This window comes from Streptomyces sp. SP18BB07, from assembly GCF_036322545.1.
Lineage (GTDB): Bacteria > Actinomycetota > Actinomycetes > Streptomycetales > Streptomycetaceae > Streptomyces > Streptomyces deccanensis.
In genome coordinates, this window is record NZ_JAQYWT010000215.1 from 116,892 (window position 1) to 138,987 (window position 22,096).

The following is a 22,096-nucleotide window of genomic DNA, read 5'->3' on the forward strand; positions in this document are numbered from 1 at the left end:
GCCGGTGTCAGGCAAGGGTCGGGTAGTCGGTGTACCCGCCTTCGCCCCCACCGTAGTAGGTGGCGGGGTTGGGTTCGTTGAGCGGAGCGCCCTGACGCAGCCGCTCCACCAGGTCGGGGTTGGCCAGCGCCCAGGCGCCGACGGTGACGACGTCCGCGAGCCCCGCCTCGATGTCGGCGGTCACGGCCTCGCGCGGGCGGCCGGGACGGTTGACGAGCAGCGCGGTCGGCCAGGCGGCGCGGATGTCACGCAGCAGTTCCTCGTCGCCGATGTGCATCAGGTGGACGTACGCCAGGCCGAGCTCGGCGAGTTCGCCGACGAGGTGGCGGTAGAGCCGGGGGCCGCTCTCGCCCTCGACGAGGCCACCGATCGGGACGCCGGGGGAGAGCCGGATGCCGGTGCGGTCGGCGCCGATCTCCTCGGCCACCGCGGCGGCCACCTCCAGGGCGAAGCGGGCACGGTTCTCGACGGAGCCGCCGTACTCGTCGGTGCGGTGGTTGGCGTTCTCCGCGAAGAACTGGTGCAGCAGGTAGCCGTTGGCGCCATGGATCTCCACGCCGTCGGCGCCGGCCCGCACGGCGAGGGCGGCGGCGCGGCGGAAGTCGTCGACCGTGGCACGCACCTCCTCGGTGGACAGCGCGCGCGGCACGGGGATCTCCTGCGGGCCGCTCATACAGAACATCTGCTCCCCGGGGGCGATCGCCGAGGGAGCGACCGGCTGCCGGTGGTGCGGTGTGTTGTCCGGGTGGGACATCCGGCCCACGTGCATGAGCTGGATGAACAGGTGGCCGCCCGCCTCGTGCACGGCGTCGGCGACCTTGCGCCAGCCGGCCACGTGCTCCTCGGTGTGGATACCGGGGGTCAGCAGATAGCCCTGGCCGTCCGCCGAGGGCTGGGTGCCCTCGGTGATCAGCAGGCCGAGCGAGGCGCGCTGCCGGTAGTAGAGCGCCATCAGGTCCGTCGGCGTGCCGTCGGCCTGCGCGCGGTCCCGGGTCATCGGTGCCATGGCCAGCCGGTGCTCCAGCTTGACCCGCCCCACCGTGGTGGGCGTGAACAACTTCTCCATGTGCTGCCTCCCGATCGCGTTGCCGACCACATAAATCTAGCAGCGATTTGGTGGTCGGCCACGTAAATCCGGCCACGCACACCCTGACCAGGGCCGGGTGACGCAGCGGAATTGATCGGACACACCCGATCGATCTCGGCCGTGTTCGGCTCTAGCGAGGCTCATGGGCCACCGCTGAGGATCAGCCACGACGCAACCCGTCACGGGAGGGGAAACATCATGGGTCACGGAGTGAGACGGCGCCGCGCGGTTGTGGTGACCGCGCTGCTCATCGCCCTCGCACAGGTCGGCAGCGCGACGGCCGACGAGCAGGCGCAGACAGTCTTCAGCGACAACTTCCAGTCAGGATTCAACGCTTCGCCGAGCGGAAGCTGGCAGCAGCTTCCCGCCGGTTCTCTGCCAGAGGGCGACGGGATCACGTCCACGTCCTCGACGGGGCTGAAAGTCGTTCCCTCGGGAACCGATCCGGCCACGGGCAAGCCGGCCTTCGCCTACACCACGGGCCAGCAGTCGGCCGGCGGCCAGGGGGACGCCGACCACCTCAAGTGGCTGGCCTGGCCCCGGCGTTCCGCGTCCAGCGGCTACCCGGGCTTCGACGCGCCCGCCGCCGGCAAGGTCTCGTGCACCACGAAGATGGCGGTGGAGACCACAGGCACCGACAAGCACCCGTTCGGATCCGCCGTGTCCAACGCGCAGACTGATCTGCGGCTCGCGTCGGGCGCGATGGTGACCCTCGACCCGGAGACCAATGTCGTCTTCGACTTCTTCGTGACGAACAACCGGGTGTACGCCTTCTACGAGCGCCTGCGCTCGCCCGGCAGCACCTACGCGGCGTTCAGCTACGCCGTGCCGGTCGCCACGATGACCAAGGGCACGCAGCTGACGTACGAGATCGTTCTGGAGAACCGGTCCCGGGCGACGTGGAAGGTCAACGGGGCCACGGTGCTCACCGTGAACAAGATCGGGACGCGGGCACTGGACCGCAAGTACATGCTGATCGACCACGGCGGCACCGAGGAGACCGTCGTTCCGCGGCAACTCCAGTGCGCCGTGGGCACGTTCAGCCTGCTCGACGGGGCGGGCGCCGACGGGCGCGGTCTGGTGCGGCTCGACTCCGACGCGAACGCCTACTACAAGCCGATGGTGGGCGCGCCCGCCCCGCAGACGTTCGTCGACGACAAGTCCCTGGCGGGCAACCGGCTGTGGGGACAGGGGGCGCAGCTTCAGGTGTCGTCGTTCACGGTGACGTCCGACTGACCTGACGTCCGACCGGCAGTCGATGGCCGGAGGCCGACAACCGACGGCTGACAGGCGAAGGCTTACGGCCGCCGGCCGTCGGACACGGTTCGCGCGTCGGAGACGGGGAGACCCGCCTCCGGCGCGCTTCCTCGTTCCGGGGGCCGCCGCTCAAGGCCGCCCCGAGCGCTGGTCCAGCGGGCCCCGGCAGGCTTCGGGCCGTCGATCGCCCGCGTCAAGGAGGCAGGATGCAGCCACAGGGGTCCCAGGCGAGTGGGCTTGTCGAGCGGTCGGCCGAACTGGCCGAACTGGCCCGGCACCGTGCCCAGGACGCGGAGGAGCAACGGCGGCTGACCCCCGACGTGGTCGCGCGGATGCTCCGCACCGGGTTCGCGCGGCACTTCGCGCCGGCCGCGCGAGGCGGCGCGGACGGTACCTTCGAGGAGCTCACCGCGGCCGTCGCCACACTGGCCGAGGGCTGCGCCGCCACCGCGTGGTGTGCCTCGATCGCGGCGAGCCTGGCCCGGATGGCGGCCTATCTGCCCCAGGAGGCGCACGCCGACGTATGGGCCGACGGACCCGACACCTTCGTCGTGGGTTCGCTGTCGCCGTTCGGCCGGGCGACACGCGAGAGCGGCGGTTGGCGGGTCTCCGGCTCCTGGGCGTACATCAGCGGGGTGGACCACTCCGACTGGGCCCTGGTGTGTGCCGTCGTACCCGAGGAGAGAGCGGCGGGGGAGAGCGCGGGCGGGCCGCCGCCGGCACGGCTGTACGCGCTGCCGCGTGCCGCGTACGCCGTCAAGGACACCTGGGCCAGCTCTGGCATGTGCGGGACCGGCAGCAACACCCTGGTCGTCGACGACGTGTTCGTGCCCGAGACGCACAGCTTCGAACGGCAGCGGCTCTTCGACGGACAGCCCCTCGGCTCCTCGGCGCACTGCCACACCGTGCCGCTCCAGGCCGCCAACGGGCTGTCGTTCGCGGTGCCCGCCGTCGGCGCCGCCCGGGGGGCACTGAAGACGTGGACCGGCGACACGGCCCTGCGACTGCGGCGCGGAGCCGGCGGGCCCGGGGTCCCGGGCCCCACGCGCGGCACGTACGAGGCGACGCTGGCGCGCGGCGCCGGCGAACTGGACGCCGCCGAGCTGCTGTTGCAGCGTGCCTCACGGATCGCCGACCGGGGTGCCCGGGTGACGGCCGACCAGACGGCCCGCAACCTGCGGGATTGCTCGCTGTCGGCCGAACTCGCCGTGACGGCGGTCAACAGGCTGTTCACCACGGCGGGAACGTCCGGACACGCCCTTGGCAGCCCGTTGCAGCGGACCTGGCGTGACGTCAACTCCATCGCCACCCATGTGGCCTTGGCCTTCGACCCGGCTGCCAAGCTGTACGCCGACCGGGCCTTCGGGGGGTGACGCTTCCCGCGCGCCCCCGGCGGGTGCGGGCTGCGCCCCGGCGGTCCTCGGACCGCCGGGGCGCCCCTGTGCGCGGAGCCCGTCACCGCGATCCGGGCTCCGGGGCCGCCGCCGGGTGGCGGCGCCCGCGCAGCCACCCGGCGGCGGCCGCCGCGGCCATCACGGCGGCGAGGGCGGACGCGGCCAGATACACGCCGGACAGCCGGTCGCCGTCGGCGAAGGGGCGCGCGGCCACCGGGGAGAGGAACTGCCCCAGGAACAGCGCGGAGGTGATCCCGCTGACCATCCGGCCGCGTGCGGGCGGCGGGGTACGGGACACCAGCCATGCGTTGAGGTGCGGCACCAGCAGGCCCACCCCCGTGCCGATCAGCGCGAGGCCCGCCAGGACGGTCGGTACACCGCGCGCAAGGCCCAGCAGCGCGGTGCCCCCCGCCAGCAGGGCGAAGACGATCGCCGTGAGCGCCGCCCGCCCCGAACGTCCCGCCAGCCGCCCGTAGTTGGTCGACGCCACGGCCTGCACCGCACTCATCGAGGCGATCACCAGACCGCTGCCGACCGCTCCGACGCCGGACAGGCCGGCCAGGTGGAAGGGCAGCTGGGTGGGCACCGTGTAGAACACCAACTGCCCCGTGAAGGCGAGGACGAGGATGCCGACCGCGCCCGCGGTCAGGGCCCGCGCGCGGCCGGCAAGGCCATCCCTCACGACGACGGCGGCACCCGGGGCACCCGGGGCGTTCGTGGTGCTCGTGGCGCTCGTGAGGTCGGTGGTCTCCGCGGTCGGCCGGGCCGGTTCGCGGACCACCAGGAGTATCGCCACGGCCAGCGGCAGCGAGACCAGATAGAGGAGGAACGGGCCGCGCCAGTCGAGGCCGGCCAGCACCCCGCCGACAGACAGGAACACCACACCGCCGAAGCCCATCGCCCCGGCTTGGAGGCCCAGGGCACGCGCGCGCTCCGGGCCCTCGTACAGGTCGGCCACCAGCGCCGTGGCCGAGGTCATCACCCCGGCGACGGCGAGCCCGAGCAGCACCCGTCCGGCGAGCAGGGCGTGGACGTCGTCGAGGACCAGCCCCGAGCCGCCCGCCATGGCGTAGAGCAGGGTCGAGGCGACCAGCACCGGCTTACGGCCGACACGGTCCACCAGTACACCGACCAGCGGCGCGCCCAGGGCGATCGCCAACGCGGGCACCGTCAGCAGCAGCCGGACCAGGAACGCGATGTCGTCCACCTCGGCGAAGTGGCGGCGCATCGCCGGCAGGGCGGGGGAGATGGTGGCGCCCGCCATCACGGTCAGGGTGCTCGCCAGGAGCAGCGTGACGAGAACCGGTCGGGGCGTGGGCGTGGGCGTGGGTGTGAGCGGAGGCGGGGCAGGTCGGGTGCCGGGCGTGGGCGGGACCGGTCGGGTGCCGGGCCCGGCGGGGGCCCCGTGGCCTGTACGGTCGGTCAACTCTCGCTCCGTCCGGGACGGCGTCGCGCCCCCGCTCGCAGTCAGCCGTGCGCGCCGCACGGTGGGCCCACGCCTGGGCCGGGCCGGGTCCGGGCCGCGCCGACACGGCCCGGACCCGGCCCGGGAGCGGGAGATTGTGGTTCGGCCGCGGTGAGCGGGCCCGAGGCGTCGGCCGGACCAGCCGCGAACGGCCCGGGACGGGGTCTTCGCCCGACACTGACACCCCCCGCTCGCGGCCCGCTCGCACGCGCCTGGAGTCCCGACCGGGCCGCGGCCGGGCGCCGGGCAGCCCGCCACCACGGCGACGGTCGTCGGCCCGCCGCCGTTCGAGCACCCCTCCAGGCACCTCCGAGCGGGGCAGCCGAGGGTGCTGCACAGACAGCGGGAGAGGCCCGTGACCGATTCGGCGGAGTGGACGTCATGCCTGTGGACGCGGATGCTTTCCGTGCGGTTTTCGGTACGATTCCGACCCCTGTCGCGATCATCACCGCGCTCGGTGCCGACAGCGAACCGCGCGGCTTCACCTGCAACGCCTTCTCCGCGGTGTCCGCGTCGCCGCCCCTGCTCCTGGTCTGCGTGGGCAAGGGCTCCCAGACCCTGCCGGCGATGCTCTCCTCCGGGGTCTTCGCGGTGAACTTCGTCGCCGGGCAGGGCCAGGACGTGGCAGTGACCTTCGCGGGGAAGGGCACGCGCAAGTTCGACGGTGTGCCCTGGCACGGTGGGCTGGCGGGAGCGCCGGTGCTGACCGAGGCGGCGGTGGCGTACGCCGGCTGCACCCTCGTGCAGTCCATGGAGGCGGGCGACCACAGGCTGCTGATCGGGCGGGTGGAGGAGACTGAGATCTTCCCCCGTGAGGCCGTCCTCTACCAACGGGGCGTGTTCGGCACCTGGGAGCCGGCCTCCCGGCTGACGGCGCCGCAGCGCTGAGGCCCGCGCCTCGCGGCCGGCTCCGCCGAGGCCCGAGCGCCCCGGCCCCTGCGGCGTCAGAGCTCCAGCCACGCTCAAGTGCCGTTCCAGAGGCGGCGGTCAGGCTCCCGGGTCGGTATGTCCGGCACGGCGACGCAGAGGTGTGGAACATGGGAGTTCTTGAGGGCAGGACCGCCTTGGTGACAGGCGCGGGCCGGGGCATCGGACGTGGGATCGCCCTGCGGCTGGCGGCCGACGGAGCCCGCGTGGCGGTGCACTACGGCCGCAGCGAGGCCGCCGCCGAGGAGACCGTCGCGCTGATCCGCAAGGACGGCGGGCAGGCGTTCGCGATCGGTGCCGACCTGGCCGAACCGGAGGCCGTGGGCCGGCTGTTCGCGCGGTACGACGAGCGGCTCGCGGACCTGGGCGCGGAACCGGGCCTGGACATCCTCGTGAACAACGCGGCCGTGCACGAGCTGGGCCGCGTCACCGACGTGACCGGCGAGATCTTCGACCGGCACGTGGCGGTGAACGTACGGGCGCCCCTGTTCCTCACCCAGCACGCCCTGGAGCGGATGTCGGAGGGCGGGCGCGTCGTCAACGTCTCGTCCGGCGTGACCCGCATGGTCTACCCGGACTCGGTGGTCTACGGAATGACCAAGGGCGCCCTGGACACCATGACGCGGACCGTGGCGCAGGACGTCGGGCCGCGCGGGATCACGGTGAACGCGGTGGTGCCGGGCTTCATCGAGACGGACATCAACGCGTTTCTGCGCGAGACCCCGGAAGGGCGCGCCGCACTGGCGGAGTGGTCGGTGTTCAAGCGGATCGGGCGGCCGGACGACGTGGCGGACGTGGTGGCCTTCCTGGCCTCGGACGCGAGCCGCTGGATCACCGGCCAGCTGATCGACGTCACCGGCGGCTCACGACTCTGACGTTCCCCCGCACCGCGCCCCTCCCGCACCGCCCGCGCCGCGCCACCGCCACCGCCACGGGCACGGGCACGGGCACCGACACCGACACCGACACCGACACCGACACCGACACAACCAAGGGTCCGCATGGAAATCGGAATGTTCAGTATCGGCCTGCTGGGCCCCCACCCGGTGACCGGCGAGGTCCCCGGTGAGCGGGAGCGGCTGCGGGGCATCGTCGAGCTCGCCGTGCTCACCGAGGAGATGGGCATGGATGTCTTCGCGATCGGTGAGCACCACGACGGCCCGTACGTCACCAGCGCGCCCACCGTCATCCTCGGCCATGTCGCCGCCCGCACCACCCGGCTGCGGCTGAGCACCGCTGTCACCGTGCTGACCACGCTGGACCCGGTGCGGGTGGCCGAGGACTTCGCCACGCTGTCGCACCTGTCCGACGGCCGCGTCGACCTGATGATCGGCAAGGGGGTGTCCTGGCGCACCTTCCCGCTGTTCGGCCGCGACCCCGGTGACCAGGACGAACTCCTCGCCGAGAATCACCGATTGCTGCGCACTCTGTGGCGGCGGGAGGACGTCGACTGGTCGGGCCGCTTCCGCACCCCGCTGCACCAGGTGACCACGATTCCACGACCGTACGGGCCGCCCCCGGTCATCTGGCACGGCGCGGTACGCAGCGCGACGACCGCGCGGACCGCGGCCCGGTTCGGGGAACCCCTCTTCCTGAACAACGTGTTCGGCCCGATGGAGCACTTCGGCGCGCTGGCCGACCACTACCGGAGTGCGTGGGCGGAGCACGGCCGCGACCCGGAGGACGCCGTCCTCGGCGCGGGAGGGCAGCTGCATGTGGCGCGCCGCAGCCAGGACGCCGTGAAGCGGTTCCGGCCCTACCACTCCCAGCTGCTCGCCGCCCGTGGCGCCGTGCCCGCGCCGGGCACGCTGGAACGCGAGATGGCCGCGACCACGCTGACCGTCGGCAGCCCCCAGCAGGTCGTCGAGGCCGTCCTCGGCTTCCGCGAGCGCTACGGCCATCAACGTCAGCTCTTCGCCCTGGACATGCCCGGGATGCCGTACGCCGAGGTACGCGAGCAGCTGGAGCTGCTCGGCGGCGAGGTGATCCCCGAGCTGCGCCGCGAGGTCGGCCCGGCCCCGGGCGCGGACGCCAAGGCCATGGGCACGCCGACCGGAACGGGGCGATGAGATGAGCCTGCCCGACACACGTGCGCAGGAGACCCGGGGTGCCGCGTTCGACCCTGTGGGTGTCTGGCATCTGGTCGCCTACCACGACGTGGACGATGACGGCGGCGTCAGCGACGGCCCGCTCGGCTCCACACCCCGCGGCATGCTGCTGTACACCGCTGACGGCCATATGGCGGTCAGCATGATGCGCGCCCCCGACGGCCCCGACGGCCCCGAACGGGGTGACGGCGGGTCCGAGACGTTCATGGGGTACGCGGGACGCTGGCGGCTGGAGGGCGGCCGGATGGTGCACGAGGTCGCCGTCAGCGCCCACCCGTTCATGGTCGGCACCCGCCAGATCCGTCATCTGCGGGTGGACGGCGGCGACCTGGTCCTGACCGGCGTCGCCCAGGGCGGCGAACACCAGCAGCGCCGCATCCTCCGCTGGCGCCGCGCCGACTGAGACGGGCTGGAAGAACCGCCGCCGACCTCGCCGACGCGACCGGCGACGGACACCGCGCCGAACAGGCCACGCCGAACAGGCCACGGTGAACAGGCCGCGCCGATCCCGGTCGCGTGGTGACGGCACCGCCTGCCCATGACCGGGCGGGTGCCCCACGCGGTGGGGACCTCGACGGCGTCGACACGGCTGCCGGCTCGTTCCCGCACTCGGTCCGGTCACCCGTCGGTGCGGTCGAGGGGAGCTTGTCGACGCGGACTGGAGCGGCGCTCGTGTGCCGCTTCAGCGATGCGGGGTGACGGGGCCGCGGCCTCCTTGCGTGCTCCAGCGGAGTTCGAGCAGACCGCCGCAGCCTGCTTGACCAGTACCTCCGGTGTGCCGATGCGACGAAAGGAACAACAGAACGATGTTCTCCACGAACGCAGGCCGGACATGACCCGGCGTGTGGTGATCACCGGTATCGGTGTGAGGGCCCCTGGCGGAAACGGGACGAAGGCGTTCTGGAACCTGTTGTCGGAGGGCCGTACCGCGACCCGGAGCATCTCCTTCTTCGACGCCTCGCCGTTCCGTTCCCGGATCGCCGGCGAGGTCGACTTCGATGCCGAGGCGGAGGGCTTCGGCCCGCGCGAGATCCGCCGTATGGACCGAGCCACGCAGTTCGCCGTGGCCTGCACCCGCGAGGCGCTCGCGGACAGCGGGCTGGAGCCGGGCGCCCTCGACCCGTACCGCGTCGGCGTGAGCCTGGGCAGCGCCGTCGCCTCGGCGACGAGCCTTGAGAACGAGTACCTGGTGATGTCGGACGCGGGCCGTGAGTGGGAGGTCGACCCCACCTATCTGTCCTCGCACATGTTCGACTACCTGAGTCCTGGCGTCATGCCCGCCGAGGTGGCCTGGGCGGCCGGCGCCGAGGGCCCGGTGACGATGGTGTCCGACGGCTGCACCTCTGGCCTGGACTCCGTCGGCTACGGCGTCCAGCTGATCCGGGAGGGCACCGTCGACACCGTCGTCGCCGGCGCCGCGGACACCCCCATCTCACCGATCGTGGTCGCCTGTTTCGACGCGATCAAGGCCACCACCCCGCGCAACGACGACCCCGAGCACGCCTCCCGCCCGTTCGACGGAACCCGCAACGGGTTCGTCCTGGCCGAGGGCGCCGCCATGTTCGTCCTGGAGGAGTACGAGGCGGCCAAGCGGCGCGGCGCCCACATCTACGCCGAGGTCGGCGGCTACGCCACCCGCTGCAACGCCCACCACATGACGGGCCTGAAGAAGGACGGCCGCGAGATGGCCGAGGCGATCCGGGTCTCGCTCGACGAGGCCCGTCTGGACCGCACCGCCGTCGACTACGTCAACGCGCACGGCTCGGGCACCAAGCAGAACGACCGCCATGAGACCGCGGCGTTCAAACGCAGCCTCGGCGAACACGCGTATGACGTGCCCGTGAGTTCCATCAAGTCGATGGTGGGGCACTCGCTGGGCGCCATCGGCTCGGTCGAGATCGCGGCGTCGCTGCTCGCCATCGAGCACAACGTGGTGCCGCCGACGGCGAACCTGCACACGGCCGACCCCGAGTGCGACCTGGACTACGTGCCGGTGACGGCGCGCGAGCAGCGCGTCGACACCGTCCTCACCGTCGGCAGCGGCTTCGGCGGCTTCCAGAGCGCCATGGTCCTGCACCGCCCGGAGGTGTCCCCCGTATGAGCACCGTCATCACCGGTATCGGGGTGGCCGCCCCCAGCGGCCTGGGCGTCGAGGCCTTCTGGAAGGCCACGCTGGCCGGCCACAGCGGCATCCGCGAACTGACCGGCTTCGACACGGCGAAGTACCCCTCGCGGCTGGCGGGGCAGATCACCGGCTTCGAGGCCGGCGACCATCTGCCGAGCCGGCTGCTGCCGCAGACCGACGTGTCGACCCGGTACGCGCTGGCCGTGGCGGCCTGGGCGCTCGCCGACGCCGGCGTCGACGAGGGCACCCTGCCCGACTACGACATGGGCACCGTCACCTCCAACGCGCTCGGCGGCTTCGAGTTCACCCACCGGGAGTTCAGGAAACTCTGGTCCAAGGGCCCGGAGCACGTCTCCGTCTATGAGTCGTTCGCCTGGTTCTACGCCGTGAACACCGGCCAGATCTCCATCCGCCACAAGCTGCGCGGGCCCAGCGCCGCGCTGGTCGGCGAGCAGGCGGGCGGCCTGGACGCCGTCGGACACGCCCGGCGGACCGTCCGGCGCGGCACCGGCCTGGTGGTGTGCGGCGGTGTGGACGCCGCGTTCGACCCCTGGGGCTGGGCCGCCCAGCTCGCGGGCGGCCGGGTGTCCACGGCCACCGACCCGGCGGCGGCGTACCTGCCGTTCGACGAACGGGCCGCCGGCTATGTGCCCGGCGAGGGCGGGGCGATTCTCGTCGCTGAGGACGCCGCCTCGGCCCGGGAGCGCGGGGCGCCGCAGATCTACGGCGAGATCGCCGGCTATGCCTCGACCTTCGACCCACCGCCGGGCTCCGACCGCGAGCCGGGTCTGCGCCGGGCCATCGAACTCGCCCTGGCCGACGCCGAATTGGCCCCCGGTGACATCGACGTCGTGTTCGCCGACGCCGCCGGGCTCCCGGCGCTGGACCGCTCCGAGGCGGACGCCCTGCGCGCGGTCTTCGGGCCGGGCGGTGTGCCGGTGAGCGCGCCCAAGGCGCTGACCGGCCGCATGTACGCGGGCGGCGGCCCGGCCGACCTGGTGGCGGCCCTGCTGTCGATCCGGGACGGCGTGGTCCCGGCCTCCGGCTCCACCGCCCTGGTCCCCGAGACGTACGGCCTCGACCTGGTCATCGGCGAGCCGCGCACCCGGTCGGTGTCGGCGGCACTGGTCCTGGCCAGGGGCCGCTGGGGCTTCAACTCGGCGGTCGTCGTGACCCGCCGGAACGCGTGACCCGCACCACCACTGTCCCTGCCGTCCGAGATCCACACAGGAGAAACCCCATGTCCCAGCTCACCATCGACGACCTGCGCCGCATCCTTGTCGAGGCCGCCGGCGCGGACGACGGCATCGACCTCAGCGGCGACATCCTCGACACCAGCTTCGAGGACCTCGGCTACGACTCCCTCGCCCTGATGGAGAGCGCCGCGAAGATCAAGCAGGAGTACGGCGTCGACCTGTCCGACGACGCCATCGGCGACGTGGAGACCCCGCGCGCGCTCCTGGACCTGGTGAACGGCACCACCGTGGCAACCGCCTGATCCACCAGGGTCGCTCTCGCGGGGCCGGCATCCCACCTGCCGGGATGCCGGCCCCCTGCCGTCGCCGCGCCCGCCCCGCCCCGTCAGCCGCCCCGCTCCGAGGAGGACTCCATGGCCGAACTCATGACCGAACCCCTGGTCGAACGACCCGTCATCCACCGCACCGAGCACACCCTGGCCGTGGCCGCCCCGGTCCAGGTGCTGTACGACCTGGTCGCCGACGTCACGCTCTGGCCCGCCGTCTTCGGCCCGAGCGTCCATGTGCGGCACCTCGAACGCACCGCACGTGGCGAGCTGTTCGAGATCTGGGCCCAGGTCAACGGCGCCGTCACCAACTGGACGTCACGGCGCTCCCTGGACCCCGCGCGCCACTACGTGGGCTTCCGGCAGCAGCGCCCCTTCGCGCCGCTCACCTCGATGGGCGGCGGCTGGCTCTTCCGGCCGCTGCCCGACGGCCGTACGCAGGTGGTGCTGCGGCACCGCTTCTCGGTGGCCGGTGACGCCCCCGAGGCGGTACGCGACGTCCTCGACGCGCTGGACCGCAACAGCGCGGAGGAACTCGCGGCCCTGGCCCGGATCGCCGAGCTCGGACATCCGCTCCAGGACGTGGTGTTCTCCTTCACGGACGTCGTACCGCTCGGCAACGGCACCGAGGAGGCGTACGACTTCGTCAACCGTGCCGACCTCTGGGCGGAGCGGCTGCCGCATGTGCGGCGGGTGCGGCTGACCGAGGACGTGCCCGGTGTGCAGGGCCTGGAGATGGACACGGTCACCGCGGACGGCTCGGCGCACACCACGCGCTCGGTGCGGATCTGCGAGGCCTCGTCCTGGATCGCGTACAAGCAGTACGTGCTGCCCAAGCTGCTGATCGGGCACAGCGGACTGTGGACCTTCACCGACGGCGCGGACGGCCCGTCCGCCACCGCCCGGCACACGGTGGCGATCGACCCGGCGGCGGTCACCGAAGTGCTCGGCGAGCAGGCCACGCTCGCGGACGCCCGTGCCTTCGTCCGGGACGCGCTGGGCCGCAACAGCATGACGACGATGACGCACGCCGCCGCGCACGGAACCCCACGGAGCGCCGCATGACGAGAACGCGGTGCGGGCGGGGGCACCTGCCCCCGCCCGCACCGCTTGCCCGTCCCGCGGCGCTCAGTAGTTGCCGAGGCCGCCGCAGACGTTGAGGGCCTGCGCGGTGACGGCGGCGGCGTCGTCGCTCACCAGGTACTCGACCATGGCGGCCACCTCACGCACCTCCACATAGCGGCCCATGGGCACCCGGGTGGTGATCCGGTCGTGGGCCTCCTGCTCGCTGACCCCCCAGATACCGGCGTAGTGCTCACGTACCCGCTCCGCCATGGGCGTCTCCACGAAGCCCGGGCAGACCGCGTTGACGGTGATGCCCGTGCGGGCCAGCTCCAGGCCGAGGGCCTTGCTGAAGCCGACGACACCGTGCTTGGACGCGGAGTACGGAGCGGCGTGCACCACGCCCTGCTTGCCGCCGGTCGAGGCGATGCTGATGACACGGCCGCGCCGCCGGTCCAGCATCCCGCCGGTGGTGAGCACCTCCTTGGTCATGAGGAACACGCTGTTGAGGTTGGTGTTGATCACGTCGAACCAGAGTTCGTCGGCGATCTCGGCGGTGGCTCCGCCGCCGCTGCGGCCGGCGTTGTTGACGAGGATGTCCACCGGTCCGAAACGGTCGACAGCGGCCCGGACGAACGCCCGGATCTGCGCGGGGTCCGCGACGTCGCACGTGGTCCCGTCCACCTCGTACCCCTGGTCCGTCAGCTCCTTGACGGTGGCCGCGACCTGGTCCTCCTGACGGGCGCACAGATAGACGCGGGCCCCGAGCCCGGCGAGCCGCCGGACGATCTCCAGGCCGATTCCACTCGTGGCTCCCGTGACCAGAGCGACGGGCTTGACCTGCTTCGTCATGTGCTCTCCTGAATCGCTGGGTGGGCGGATCTGCCCGTCGAGCCTGGTCAAGCCCGCTCGTGCGGCGCTGGAAGGAACCTGGACCGCGCCCCCCGGCCGCTCCAGCCCGATTCGAGCCCACCCGGACACCGTGGAGCGCCCGCCCCCATCCACCTCACCGGAGGCCCGTTCATGGCAACCACCGTCAGCAGCGATCTCTACGTCCAGGTGCAGCACTTCTACGCCCGGCAGATGCAGGCACTCGACAACGGACGGATCGAGGAGTACGCGAACACGTTCACCAAGGACGGCAGTTTCCAGCACACTCCCGGTCTCGACCCCGTGGTCGGCCCCGACGCCATCCTGGAGGAACTGCGCTCGTTCCTGAAGAAGTACGAGAACGATCCGACGCAGCGCCGCCACTACTTCAACCAGATCGTCCTCGACCCGCGCGACGACGGCACCATCGGCTCCACGGTGTACGCGCTGATCGTGCGGGTGAAGCCGAACGAGCAGCCGGAGATCTGGCCCAGCACCGTTGTGCACGACGTCATCGACGTGACGGACGGCCACATCCTGCTGAAGTCCCGCTCGGTCGCCTACGACCAGCTGGTCTGAGCCGGTGACCGCCTCGCCGGCCCGGCTGGCGGCGCACGCCGGCACCGCGCTGCGCTGTGCGCTGCGGGCCGCCGCCGACCGGCCGCCGTCGCGCCGGGCCAGGGCGGCGGCCGGGGCGGCCTACCTGGACCTGTGGGTGTGCGGGCGGCTGCTGCGCGCCGACCCGGTCGCCGCGCGCCATCTCGTCCCCCGACTTCTCCTGGAGAGCGTCGATGGGCTCGTGGTGCTGCTCGGCCCGGACCTCTCGTGCGACAGCGGGCCCGGCGCCGAGTACCGGCGCCGGGCCCGCTTCCTCGCCGACGCGATGTGGCACGCCGACCACACCGAACACCTCACCGCCGTCACCGCCCGGCTGCCCCGCCTCGCCCGAGGCGACGACCGGCTCTCCCGTCCCCTGGCCCCCCTGCGCCACCTGACGCTCTCCGTGCTGGAACAGGAGCGCCGCCACCTGCTCACCACCTGCGCCGCGGCGACCGCCCGGTACGGCCGGGACCAGGGTGGAACGGACTCTGCCGGGGACGCGCGGCACCGGGCCGCCGCGGACCGGTACGCCCTGCTCACGGCGGCCGCCGCCTGCCTCGACGACCCGCAGCCCGGCGACGGTCGCGCCCGGGCCCGCCTGACGGGTGCGCTCTCTCGTCTCGCCCTGCGCCTCGACCGGGATCCGGACGGTTCCGACACCGTACGGTGCGCCGCCGTCTTCGACGAGGTGATCGCCCCCCGCCGTACGACCGCCCCGACGGGGCCGGACACGGTGCGCCGCCCGGTGGCGAGCGGACCCGTGAGCCCGGGGACGGCACCCGGGGCGCAGCTGGTGCGGCGCGCCGACGGGCCGGGCGGAGACTGGACCGGGGGCGTGCGGGCGGCGCTCGACGACGGGCGGGTGGTGGTGCTGTACGGCTCCGTCGAGGAGTGGGCCGTGCCCGAGGGGCCCGGCCTGCGGGCGCTGCTCGGCGGGGAGTACGCGCGGTGGGCCGGGCGCCGGGCCGGGGCACGGCAACGGTTCGCCGCCGCCCGGCAGTTGATGAAGCACGCGGTGGGCACCGCCCTCGGCGTCCGGCCGCTCGACCTCGAACTGGCCCGTTGCCCGGGGGGCCGCCCCTACGTACGCGGCTACGACCGGCTCTGCCTCAGTCTCACCCACACCGGCGACACCCTGGTGCTCGCCCTGGGCACCGGCGGTCGGCTCGGCGTCGACACCGAGAACACCGGCCGGCCGGTGCGCGCCGACGCCCTGGCCCGCCTCATGTGCACCCGGGACGAGGCGGCCGGCCTGGCCGCGCTGCCGGAGGCCGGCCGGGCCCGCGTCGCGCTGCGCCTGTGGACCTTGAAGGAGGCGTACACGAAGGCGCTCGGTGTCGGAACCCGCCTGCCCTTCCGTGACTTCGGGTTCGCCCTGCACGGCGACCGGGCCGAGCTCCGCGACGCCGGCGGACGACCGGTACAGCCCGCCGAGTGGACCTTCACCACGCACTGGCTCGACACGGGGCACGTCGTGAGCACGGCGGCCACCCGCCACCGATGACCGACGGGACGGGGCGCTACGCGGAGGCCGTCAGGGCGTGCGGGGTGAAGGAAGGGGCGTCCAGCTGGGCGTCGTTGCTGAGGATCGCCCGGTGCAGGCGTTGCAGCCGCGGTGAGGGTTCGACCCCGAGTTCCTCGACCAGGGCCTGGCGCAGCGACTGGAAGGCGTCCAGCGCGCGCCAGGGGTACCCGGACCGGTACAGGGCGATCATGAGCTGGGCGCACAGGGTCTCATGGAGGGGCTGCGCGGCCACGAGCATCCGGAGCTCGCCGATGAGCTCCGCGTGCCGGCCGAGCCGGAGGTCGGCGTCGAGCCGCAACTCCAGTGCCCGTGCGCGCTCCTCCTGCATGCCGATGACCTCCATGCCGAGGACCTCCCCCACGGGCACGTCGGCGAGGGCCGGGCCGCGCCACAGGTCCAGGGCGTGCCCGAGGTGCCGGGTCGCCGTCGCGGGGTCGTCGGCGCTCAGGGCCGTCGCGCCGAGGCGGATCAGCCGTTGGAAGGCCAGCAGGTCGCAGGAGTACTCCTCCGGGACGAGCCGGTATCCGCCGTAACACGTCGTCAGGATCTCCTTGGCGCCGCGGCCGGTCTGGTGGATGTCGGCCGCGGTCAGTTTCCTGCGTAACTGGAGAATGTAGGTCTGGAGCGTGGTGGCGGCACTGCGCGGGATGGCATCGCCCCATACCTCTGCCATCAGCGTCTCAACCTGCACCACACGCCCCACTCTGATGGCGAGCAGCGAGAGGATCTGTCGGGGTTTTCCAGCGGTCGGCACGATGGACGTGCCGTGCACGCGTGCTTCGAGCGGTCCGAGGACTCCGAATTCCATGGGGCGAGCCTCTCAGCCCGGTGGGAGGGGTAAACAGTGATGCCGGGCATGAACGGCTATGAAAATCTCACAAGATCCACCTGAGTCGCGCCGAAACGAACACAGTCCGAGGTCGGGGGCCGTCGCGCAAGGGGCCGGGACGGCGCACGTTCGTCGCGGCCGGCAGTCAGGCGTGGCACACCGGCGGTGTGCCACGGAAGGTGACCATCTCCTGGAACAAGGCGGTCATGTCGACCGGTGAACCGGGCGCCGCCCCGCGCAGTTCGGCATAGGCGCGGTGCAGGTTCGGCACCAGCCGCTCAGGGTCCAGGAGCTCCGCCCAGGGGCCGAAGTCGGTGTCGTGGGCCACCTCCAGCGGTGTGGCGCCGGCGGCCAGGCCCTCCTGGGCGAGGCCCCGCACCCACTGGAGGTAGCGCTCGGTCTCGTCCAGCGCCTCGGTCCCGCAGACCGGGCCGTGACCGGGGACGATCACCTCGGGCCGCAGTTCCCGCATGGCCCGCACGGCGGCCAGGGCGCCGGAGAGCGAGCCCATCGGGATGAACGGGGTGACTCCGCGCATCACCAGGTCGCCGGTGAAGAGGACCCGCTGCTCCGGCAGCCAGACCACGGTGTCGTTGGCGGTGTGCGCGGTGCCCATGTCGACGACGTCGGCGCGCACGGACCCGATGTGCAGGGTGAGCCGGTCCTCGTAGGTGATCGTCGGCGGGGACAGCTCGATCTCTCCCCAGCACACGTCCGGCCACAGTCCGGTGAGGTGCAGGCCGACCTTCTGAATCTCGGCGCGGGTGCCCGCGTGGCCCACGACCACGGCCTCGGGGAAGACGAAGTTCCCGAAGGTGTGGTCGCCGTGCGAGTGGGTGTTGACGACGACGCGCGGAGCGACGCCGACGCCCAGCACGGCCTCGCGCAGGGCGCGGGCCCGCTGTTCGGTGGCCGTCGTGTCCACCAGCGTGCTCTCGCCGTCCACGGAGATGACGCCCGCGTTGTTCAGGCACCAGCTCCCGTCGGGTTGCACATAGGCGTAAACGTTTTCAGCGACTTCCTCGAGCCGTGCCGGTGCGAGGGGGGCGGTCTTCGGTGCGGGGGTCATGGTCACGCGAACAGGCTGGGCGGCGGGGCTCGAGCGTCGGTCGAGTCCGGGAATTCCCCTGGGGGCCGAAGGCGCCGCTGGTAAAGTAAAGGTCAACTTCGCCGCCGCACAAAGGTGTCCGGCATTTCGAATGACCGCGAAGACGGGTTTCCCGTGTATCGCTCGATCGAAACGTGGCTTGCGTCACTCTGATATTCGGGGGAATTGAATTGTCCGAGCACGCGGGCGGCGCCATGCCCTTTACTGACATCGCCGGGCGGCCGAGCGACCGCGAGGAATTCCGGGGAGGTCGCCGGCCCGATGTCCCGTCCTGGTCCGGAACTGCACGTGGCGGGTCCAGAACCGGACCGACCGCTTCCGGCGGCGAACCCGTCGTGGGCCGGCCGTCCCGGACCCGTACGCCGGTCGGACGCGCCCTCGCGCGGCCCGGCCGAACCGGTGCCGTGATCGCCGCCGCGGCACAGGTCGTCTGCGCCGTCGCCGCCGCCGTCCACGGTCCCCTGGACCAAGGGGGCTGGCAGCGGGGCGCGTTCGTCGTCGCGGTGGCCGTCCTCGGCTCCCTGGCGACGGCGGCCGCCCGCCGACCGGGCGCACGACTCGGCACGCTCGCCCTCCTGACCGGTGCCCTCTCCTTCGTCCTGCTCCCCGGTGAACTGGCCTATGTCGTTCTGTCCGTGGGCCTCGCGGCCATCGGCGCACACGGGCTGGACCGCCTCCAGGCCACCCTCGACGTCCGCCGCTCCCTGGTGAACGCCGAGCGCCGGCGCGCCGCCCACGAGCACCGCCGCCGACAGCGCGATCTGCACAACCTGCTCGGCCACAGCTTCACCTCGATCGTCGCGCAGACCGAACTGCTCGCCCGCCGGTTGGCCGAGGAGCGGGCGCCGGGCCGGGCGGAGGCCGCCGAACTGGTCTCGCTCTCCCGGCGGGCCCTCGCCGAGACACGGGCCGTGGTCTCCGGCCCCCGGCGGCTCGACCTGGCCGCCGAACTCGCCTCGGCCCACCAGGTGCTGTGCATGGCGGGCATCCACACCGAGGTCGCCGTCGACTCCACGGCCCGCGACCCCGACGTGGCGTACGCCCTGGCCGCCGTGCTGCGCGAAGGTGTGACCAACGTGCTCCGCCACAGCCGCGCCCGGTCCTGCCGCATCACCCTGCGCCGCACCTCCTGCGCCATCGTCCTGACTCTCTCCAACGACGGCTCGGCACCGGCTCGCGAGCAACGACGTGAGGGCACCGGGCTGGACAGTCTCACCGCCCGGCTCACAGCCGTCGGCGGCACTCTGACCTGGTCGTACGAGGAGGACTGGTTCCGGCTGTGCGCGGTGTCCCCGACGACGGCGCGGGGTGCGGAGGCGTCCCCGGCCGCCGGACTGCCGGCTGGGGCGCGCTGACGCGGTCCGGCGCGGGCCGGCCGACCGGCCCGCGCCGGCGGCCGCTACAGCCAGCCCGCCTGCTCTGCGAGCCGCACGGCGTCGAGCCGGTTGCGGGCGTGCAGTTTCGTGACGGCCGAGGTGAGATAGTTGCGGACCGTGCCTGTGGACAGGCTCATGCGCCGGGCGATCTCGGCGGGGTCGGCGCCGCTCGCCGCGTGGCGCAGAACACCGGTCTCCCGCACGGTCAGTGGACTGACGTCGCTCTCCCAGGAAGCCAGCGCCAGCTCGGGGTCGATGACCCGGCCGCCATGCGCGATGTGCCGTATCGCCTTGGCCAGTTGGTGGGGCGGCTCGTCCTTGAGCAGATAGCCGCTGACCCGGGCGGCCAGGGCACGCTGGAGGGTGCCCGGCCGGCCCAGCGCGGTGAGGACCAGGGTGCGGCACTCCGGCAGCCGCCGGCGCAGTTCGGCCGCCGCGGTCAGGCCGTCCACGCCCGGCAGGTCCACGTCGATGACCGCCACGTCCGGCCGGTGCTCCAGCGCCGTGGGGATGATGGCGTCACCGCGGTCGACCTCCGCCACCACCTCCAGGCCGTTCTCCCCCGCCAGCAGCGCGACCAGGGCCCCGCGAACCATGTGCATGTCTTCCGCCAGCATGACCCGTATCACGCGCATTCCCCCGTCTTCATGCGTCATAATCCGTTCCTTATATCCGTGGATATTCAGAGCTGACTTGGATGGTACAGGGTCACCATTGCTCACTCTCGGTGATTCCGGCCGAAGTGCCGTTGCGTATGCCGAATCGCTTTCACGGGGATATCGCTTATGGCATCCGGTCCGCCGGAATTCGGCTGTCGTTCCGCCGCCGTGCAGCGGCCGGGTACTACAGCCTCAGATCTTCATGGTGTGATCGGTTGCGGCTGGGCGGTGGTCGCCAGGGCGGAGCCGGGCCGGCAGCGGGTCTCCGCGTCGGTGGTAGTGGATCGTCCAGCCGTTCTTGCGGCCCAGGTCCGACACGAGATCCGAGGCTGCAGTACGGGGCTTCCAGCCAGTTTCCAGTCCACCTCTAGGTGCCCGGCGCACCCTCAGCCGTCATCAAGGCTCCCGTCGACCCTCCCGGAAGGGCAGCCCATGAGCATCGCCGCCGACGAACTCGCCGAACTGCGGGCCGCCCTGCGGCGCGGCCCGAGCGAGGCCGCCACCGAGGCACAGCACGCCAAGGGAAAGCTGACTGCTCGCGAACGCATAGAGCTCCTGTTCGACAAGGACACCTTCACCGAGGTCGAGGCGTTCCGCCGGCACCGGGCCACCGGCTTCGGACTGGAGGACAAGAAGCCGTACACCGACGGTGTGGTCACCGGCTGGGGCCAGGTGCACGGCCGCACGGTCTTCGCGTACGCCCATGACTTCCGCATCTTCGGCGGTGCACTCGGCGAGGCCCACGCGCAGAAGATCCACAAGGTGATGGACATGGCCGAGGCGGCCGGGGTGCCCGTCGTCGGCCTGTGCGACGGCGCCGGCGCCCGTATCCAGGAGGGCGTCACCGCGTTGGCCGGCTACGGGGGGATCTTCACCCGCAACGTCCGCAACTCCGGCGTCATCCCGCAGCTCTCCGTCGTCCTCGGCCCGTGCGCGGGCGGCGCCGCCTACTCGCCCGCCCTCACCGACTACGTCTTCATGGTCCGCGGCACCGCCCAGATGTTCATCACCGGGCCCGACGTCGTCCAGGCGGTCACCGGCGAGGTCATCACCCAGGACGCGCTCGGCGGAGCCGACGCCCACGCCTCGCTCTCCGGTGTCGCGCACTTCGCGTACGACGACGAGGAGAGCTGTCTGGAGGACGTGCGCTATCTGCTCACGCTGCTGCCCGCCAACAACCGTGAGCGGCCTCCGGCCGTCCCGGCCACCGACCCGTCGGACCGCCCCACCGCCCGTCTCCACGACCTGGTGCCGGACGACCCCAACCAGTCGTACGACATGCGGAGCGTCATTCAGGAGATCGTCGACGACGGCGAGTTCATGGAGATCCACGAGACATGGGCAGGCAACATCGTCTGCGCCCTGACCCGGCTGGGCGGCGAGGTCGTCGGCGTCGTCGCCAACCAGCCCGCCACCCTCGCGGGCGTCCTCGACATCCGTGCCTCGGAGAAGGCGGCGCGGTTCGTGCAGACCTGCGACGCCTTCAACATCCCGCTGGTGAGCCTCGTCGACGTCCCCGGGTTCCTGCCCGGCGTGGACCAGGAGCACGACGGCATCATCCGGCACGGCGCCAAGCTCCTGTACGCCTACTGCAACGCCACGGTGCCCCGTATCTCCGTCGTCCTGCGCAAGGCGTACGGCGGCGCCTACATCGTGATGGACTCACGCTCCATCGGTACCGACCTCGCGCTCGCCTGGCCGTCCAACGAGATCGCCGTGATGGGCGCCGAGGGCGCCGCCAACGTCATCTTCCGTCGTGAGATCGCCGCGGCGGACGACCCCGAGGCCGTGCGCGCACAGAAGATCGAGGAGTACCGCAGCAACCTCATGCATCCCTACTACGCCGCCGAGAGGGGCCTCGTCGACGAGGTCATCGACCCCTCAGAGACCCGCTCCCGGCTCATCTCCGCCCTGACCATGCTTCGCGCCAAGCACGCCCCCCTACCCCACCGCAAGCACGGGAACCAGCCCCAGTGAGCGAGGACCTCGACGTGAAGGACGACAAGTGAGCCTCCGCAAGGTGTTGATCGCCAACCGAGGTGAAATCGCTGTCCGCGTCGCCCGGGCGTGCCGGGACGCCGGGATCGCGAGCGTGGCCGTGTACGCCGATCCGGACCGGGACGCGCTGCATGTGCGGGCCGCGGACGAGGCGTTCGCGTTGGGCGGTGACACTCCGGCGACC

21 protein-coding genes are annotated in these 22,096 nt (G+C 72.4%); 15 read left to right on the forward strand and 6 right to left on the reverse strand.

The features are described from left to right. Positions 1–7: 7 nt before the first annotated feature. On the reverse strand, positions 8–1,066 hold the full coding sequence (locus PUR53_RS04045; protein ID WP_329897577.1) for an alkene reductase: 1,059 nt from the start codon (positions 1,064–1,066) through the stop codon (positions 8–10). 219 nt (positions 1,067–1,285) lie between these two features. Here PUR53_RS04045 and PUR53_RS04050 point away from each other — a divergent pair, with 219 nt between their 5' ends. Both PUR53_RS04050 and PUR53_RS04055 read left to right on the forward strand, forming a co-directional pair. Next, on the forward strand, positions 1,286–2,323 hold the full coding sequence (locus PUR53_RS04050) for a DUF6081 family protein (protein WP_329897576.1): 1,038 nt from the start codon (positions 1,286–1,288) through the stop codon (positions 2,321–2,323). Between the two features lie 227 nt (positions 2,324–2,550). After that, on the forward strand, positions 2,551–3,717 hold the full coding sequence (locus PUR53_RS04055; protein WP_329897575.1) for an acyl-CoA dehydrogenase family protein: 1,167 nt from the start codon (positions 2,551–2,553) through the stop codon (positions 3,715–3,717). Positions 3,718–3,799: 82 nt separating this feature from the next. Here the strand turns inward: PUR53_RS04055 and PUR53_RS04060 are convergent, their stop codons facing one another. Beyond that, positions 3,800–5,164, reverse strand: a complete 1,365-nt coding sequence (locus tag PUR53_RS04060) for an MFS transporter (RefSeq protein WP_329907400.1) — start codon at positions 5,162–5,164, stop codon at positions 3,800–3,802. Positions 5,165–5,584: 420 nt separating this feature from the next. Between PUR53_RS04060 and PUR53_RS04065 the strand changes: the two genes are divergently transcribed. The 8 genes from PUR53_RS04065 to PUR53_RS04100 all read left to right on the forward strand — a co-directional run bounded on the left by PUR53_RS04065 (position 5,585) and on the right by PUR53_RS04100 (position 12,950). Beyond that, positions 5,585–6,091, forward strand: a complete 507-nt coding sequence (locus PUR53_RS04065; RefSeq protein ID WP_329897573.1) for a flavin reductase family protein — start codon at positions 5,585–5,587, stop codon at positions 6,089–6,091. 149 nt (positions 6,092–6,240) lie between these two features. After that, a complete protein-coding gene (locus PUR53_RS04070) occupies positions 6,241–7,005 on the forward strand; it encodes an SDR family oxidoreductase (protein WP_329907401.1) in 765 nt (254 codons plus the stop codon). Between the two features lie 138 nt (positions 7,006–7,143). Then, positions 7,144–8,199 carry an LLM class flavin-dependent oxidoreductase gene (locus PUR53_RS04075; protein WP_329907402.1) on the forward strand — a complete coding sequence of 352 codons (1,056 nt, stop codon included), beginning with the start codon at positions 7,144–7,146 and terminating at the stop codon, positions 8,197–8,199. A gap of 1 nt (position 8,200) precedes the next feature. Further along, a complete protein-coding gene (locus PUR53_RS04080; RefSeq protein ID WP_329907403.1) occupies positions 8,201–8,641 on the forward strand; it encodes a lipocalin-like domain-containing protein in 441 nt (146 codons plus the stop codon). 429 nt (positions 8,642–9,070) lie between these two features. Then, positions 9,071–10,339 (forward strand): beta-ketoacyl-[acyl-carrier-protein] synthase family protein, encoded by a 1,269-nt coding sequence (locus PUR53_RS04085; RefSeq protein WP_329897569.1) that lies wholly within the window; start codon positions 9,071–9,073, stop codon positions 10,337–10,339. After that, the gene (locus PUR53_RS04090) at positions 10,336–11,553 is read left to right on the forward strand and encodes a ketosynthase chain-length factor (protein ID WP_329897568.1); all 1,218 of its coding nucleotides are present in this window, start codon (positions 10,336–10,338) and stop codon (positions 11,551–11,553) included. The genes PUR53_RS04085 and PUR53_RS04090 overlap by 4 nt, the downstream gene beginning before the upstream one ends. A 50-nt stretch (positions 11,554–11,603) precedes the next feature. Continuing rightward, positions 11,604–11,861, forward strand: coding sequence for an acyl carrier protein (locus PUR53_RS04095; protein WP_329897567.1), 258 nt, complete (start codon positions 11,604–11,606; stop codon positions 11,859–11,861). A gap of 111 nt (positions 11,862–11,972) precedes the next feature. Then, complete coding sequence (locus tag PUR53_RS04100; protein WP_329897566.1) at positions 11,973–12,950, forward strand: aromatase/cyclase; 978 nt, start codon at positions 11,973–11,975, stop codon at positions 12,948–12,950. A gap of 63 nt (positions 12,951–13,013) precedes the next feature. On the opposite strand, the gene PUR53_RS04105 is transcribed toward PUR53_RS04100, so the two are convergent. After that, positions 13,014–13,799: a 3-oxoacyl-ACP reductase gene (locus PUR53_RS04105; RefSeq protein WP_329897565.1), complete on the reverse strand. Its 786-nt coding sequence runs from the start codon at positions 13,797–13,799 to the stop codon at positions 13,014–13,016. 171 nt (positions 13,800–13,970) lie between these two features. Between PUR53_RS04105 and PUR53_RS04110 the strand changes: the two genes are divergently transcribed. Both PUR53_RS04110 and PUR53_RS04115 read left to right on the forward strand, forming a co-directional pair. After that, on the forward strand, positions 13,971–14,396 hold the full coding sequence (locus PUR53_RS04110; protein ID WP_329897564.1) for a nuclear transport factor 2 family protein: 426 nt from the start codon (positions 13,971–13,973) through the stop codon (positions 14,394–14,396). Between the two features lie 4 nt (positions 14,397–14,400). Further along, the gene (locus PUR53_RS04115; protein ID WP_329897563.1) at positions 14,401–15,921 is read left to right on the forward strand and encodes a type I polyketide synthase; all 1,521 of its coding nucleotides are present in this window, start codon (positions 14,401–14,403) and stop codon (positions 15,919–15,921) included. A gap of 16 nt (positions 15,922–15,937) precedes the next feature. Here the strand turns inward: PUR53_RS04115 and PUR53_RS04120 are convergent, their stop codons facing one another. Together PUR53_RS04120 and PUR53_RS04125 are read right to left on the reverse strand one after the other, a co-directional pair. Then, positions 15,938–16,750 (reverse strand): AfsR/SARP family transcriptional regulator, encoded by an 813-nt coding sequence (locus PUR53_RS04120; RefSeq protein ID WP_329897562.1) that lies wholly within the window; start codon positions 16,748–16,750, stop codon positions 15,938–15,940. Between the two features lie 166 nt (positions 16,751–16,916). Beyond that, positions 16,917–17,840, reverse strand: coding sequence for an MBL fold metallo-hydrolase (locus PUR53_RS04125; protein WP_329897601.1), 924 nt, complete (start codon positions 17,838–17,840; stop codon positions 16,917–16,919). A 374-nt stretch (positions 17,841–18,214) separates the two neighbouring features. On the opposite strand from PUR53_RS04125, the gene PUR53_RS04130 reads away from it, so the two are divergent. Beyond that, on the forward strand, positions 18,215–19,234 hold the full coding sequence (locus tag PUR53_RS04130; protein WP_329907404.1) for a sensor histidine kinase: 1,020 nt from the start codon (positions 18,215–18,217) through the stop codon (positions 19,232–19,234). Between the two features lie 44 nt (positions 19,235–19,278). Here the strand turns inward: PUR53_RS04130 and PUR53_RS04135 are convergent, their stop codons facing one another. Further along, a complete protein-coding gene (locus PUR53_RS04135; protein ID WP_443080258.1) occupies positions 19,279–19,872 on the reverse strand; it encodes a response regulator transcription factor in 594 nt (197 codons plus the stop codon). 474 nt (positions 19,873–20,346) lie between these two features. On the opposite strand from PUR53_RS04135, the gene PUR53_RS04140 reads away from it, so the two are divergent. Continuing rightward, positions 20,347–21,891 carry an acyl-CoA carboxylase subunit beta gene (locus PUR53_RS04140; RefSeq protein WP_329907405.1) on the forward strand — a complete coding sequence of 515 codons (1,545 nt, stop codon included), beginning with the start codon at positions 20,347–20,349 and terminating at the stop codon, positions 21,889–21,891. 28 nt (positions 21,892–21,919) lie between these two features. Next, positions 21,920–22,096, forward strand: a 177-nt coding sequence (locus PUR53_RS04145) for a biotin carboxylase N-terminal domain-containing protein (protein ID WP_329897600.1), incomplete at its 3' end; no start/stop codon positions are given.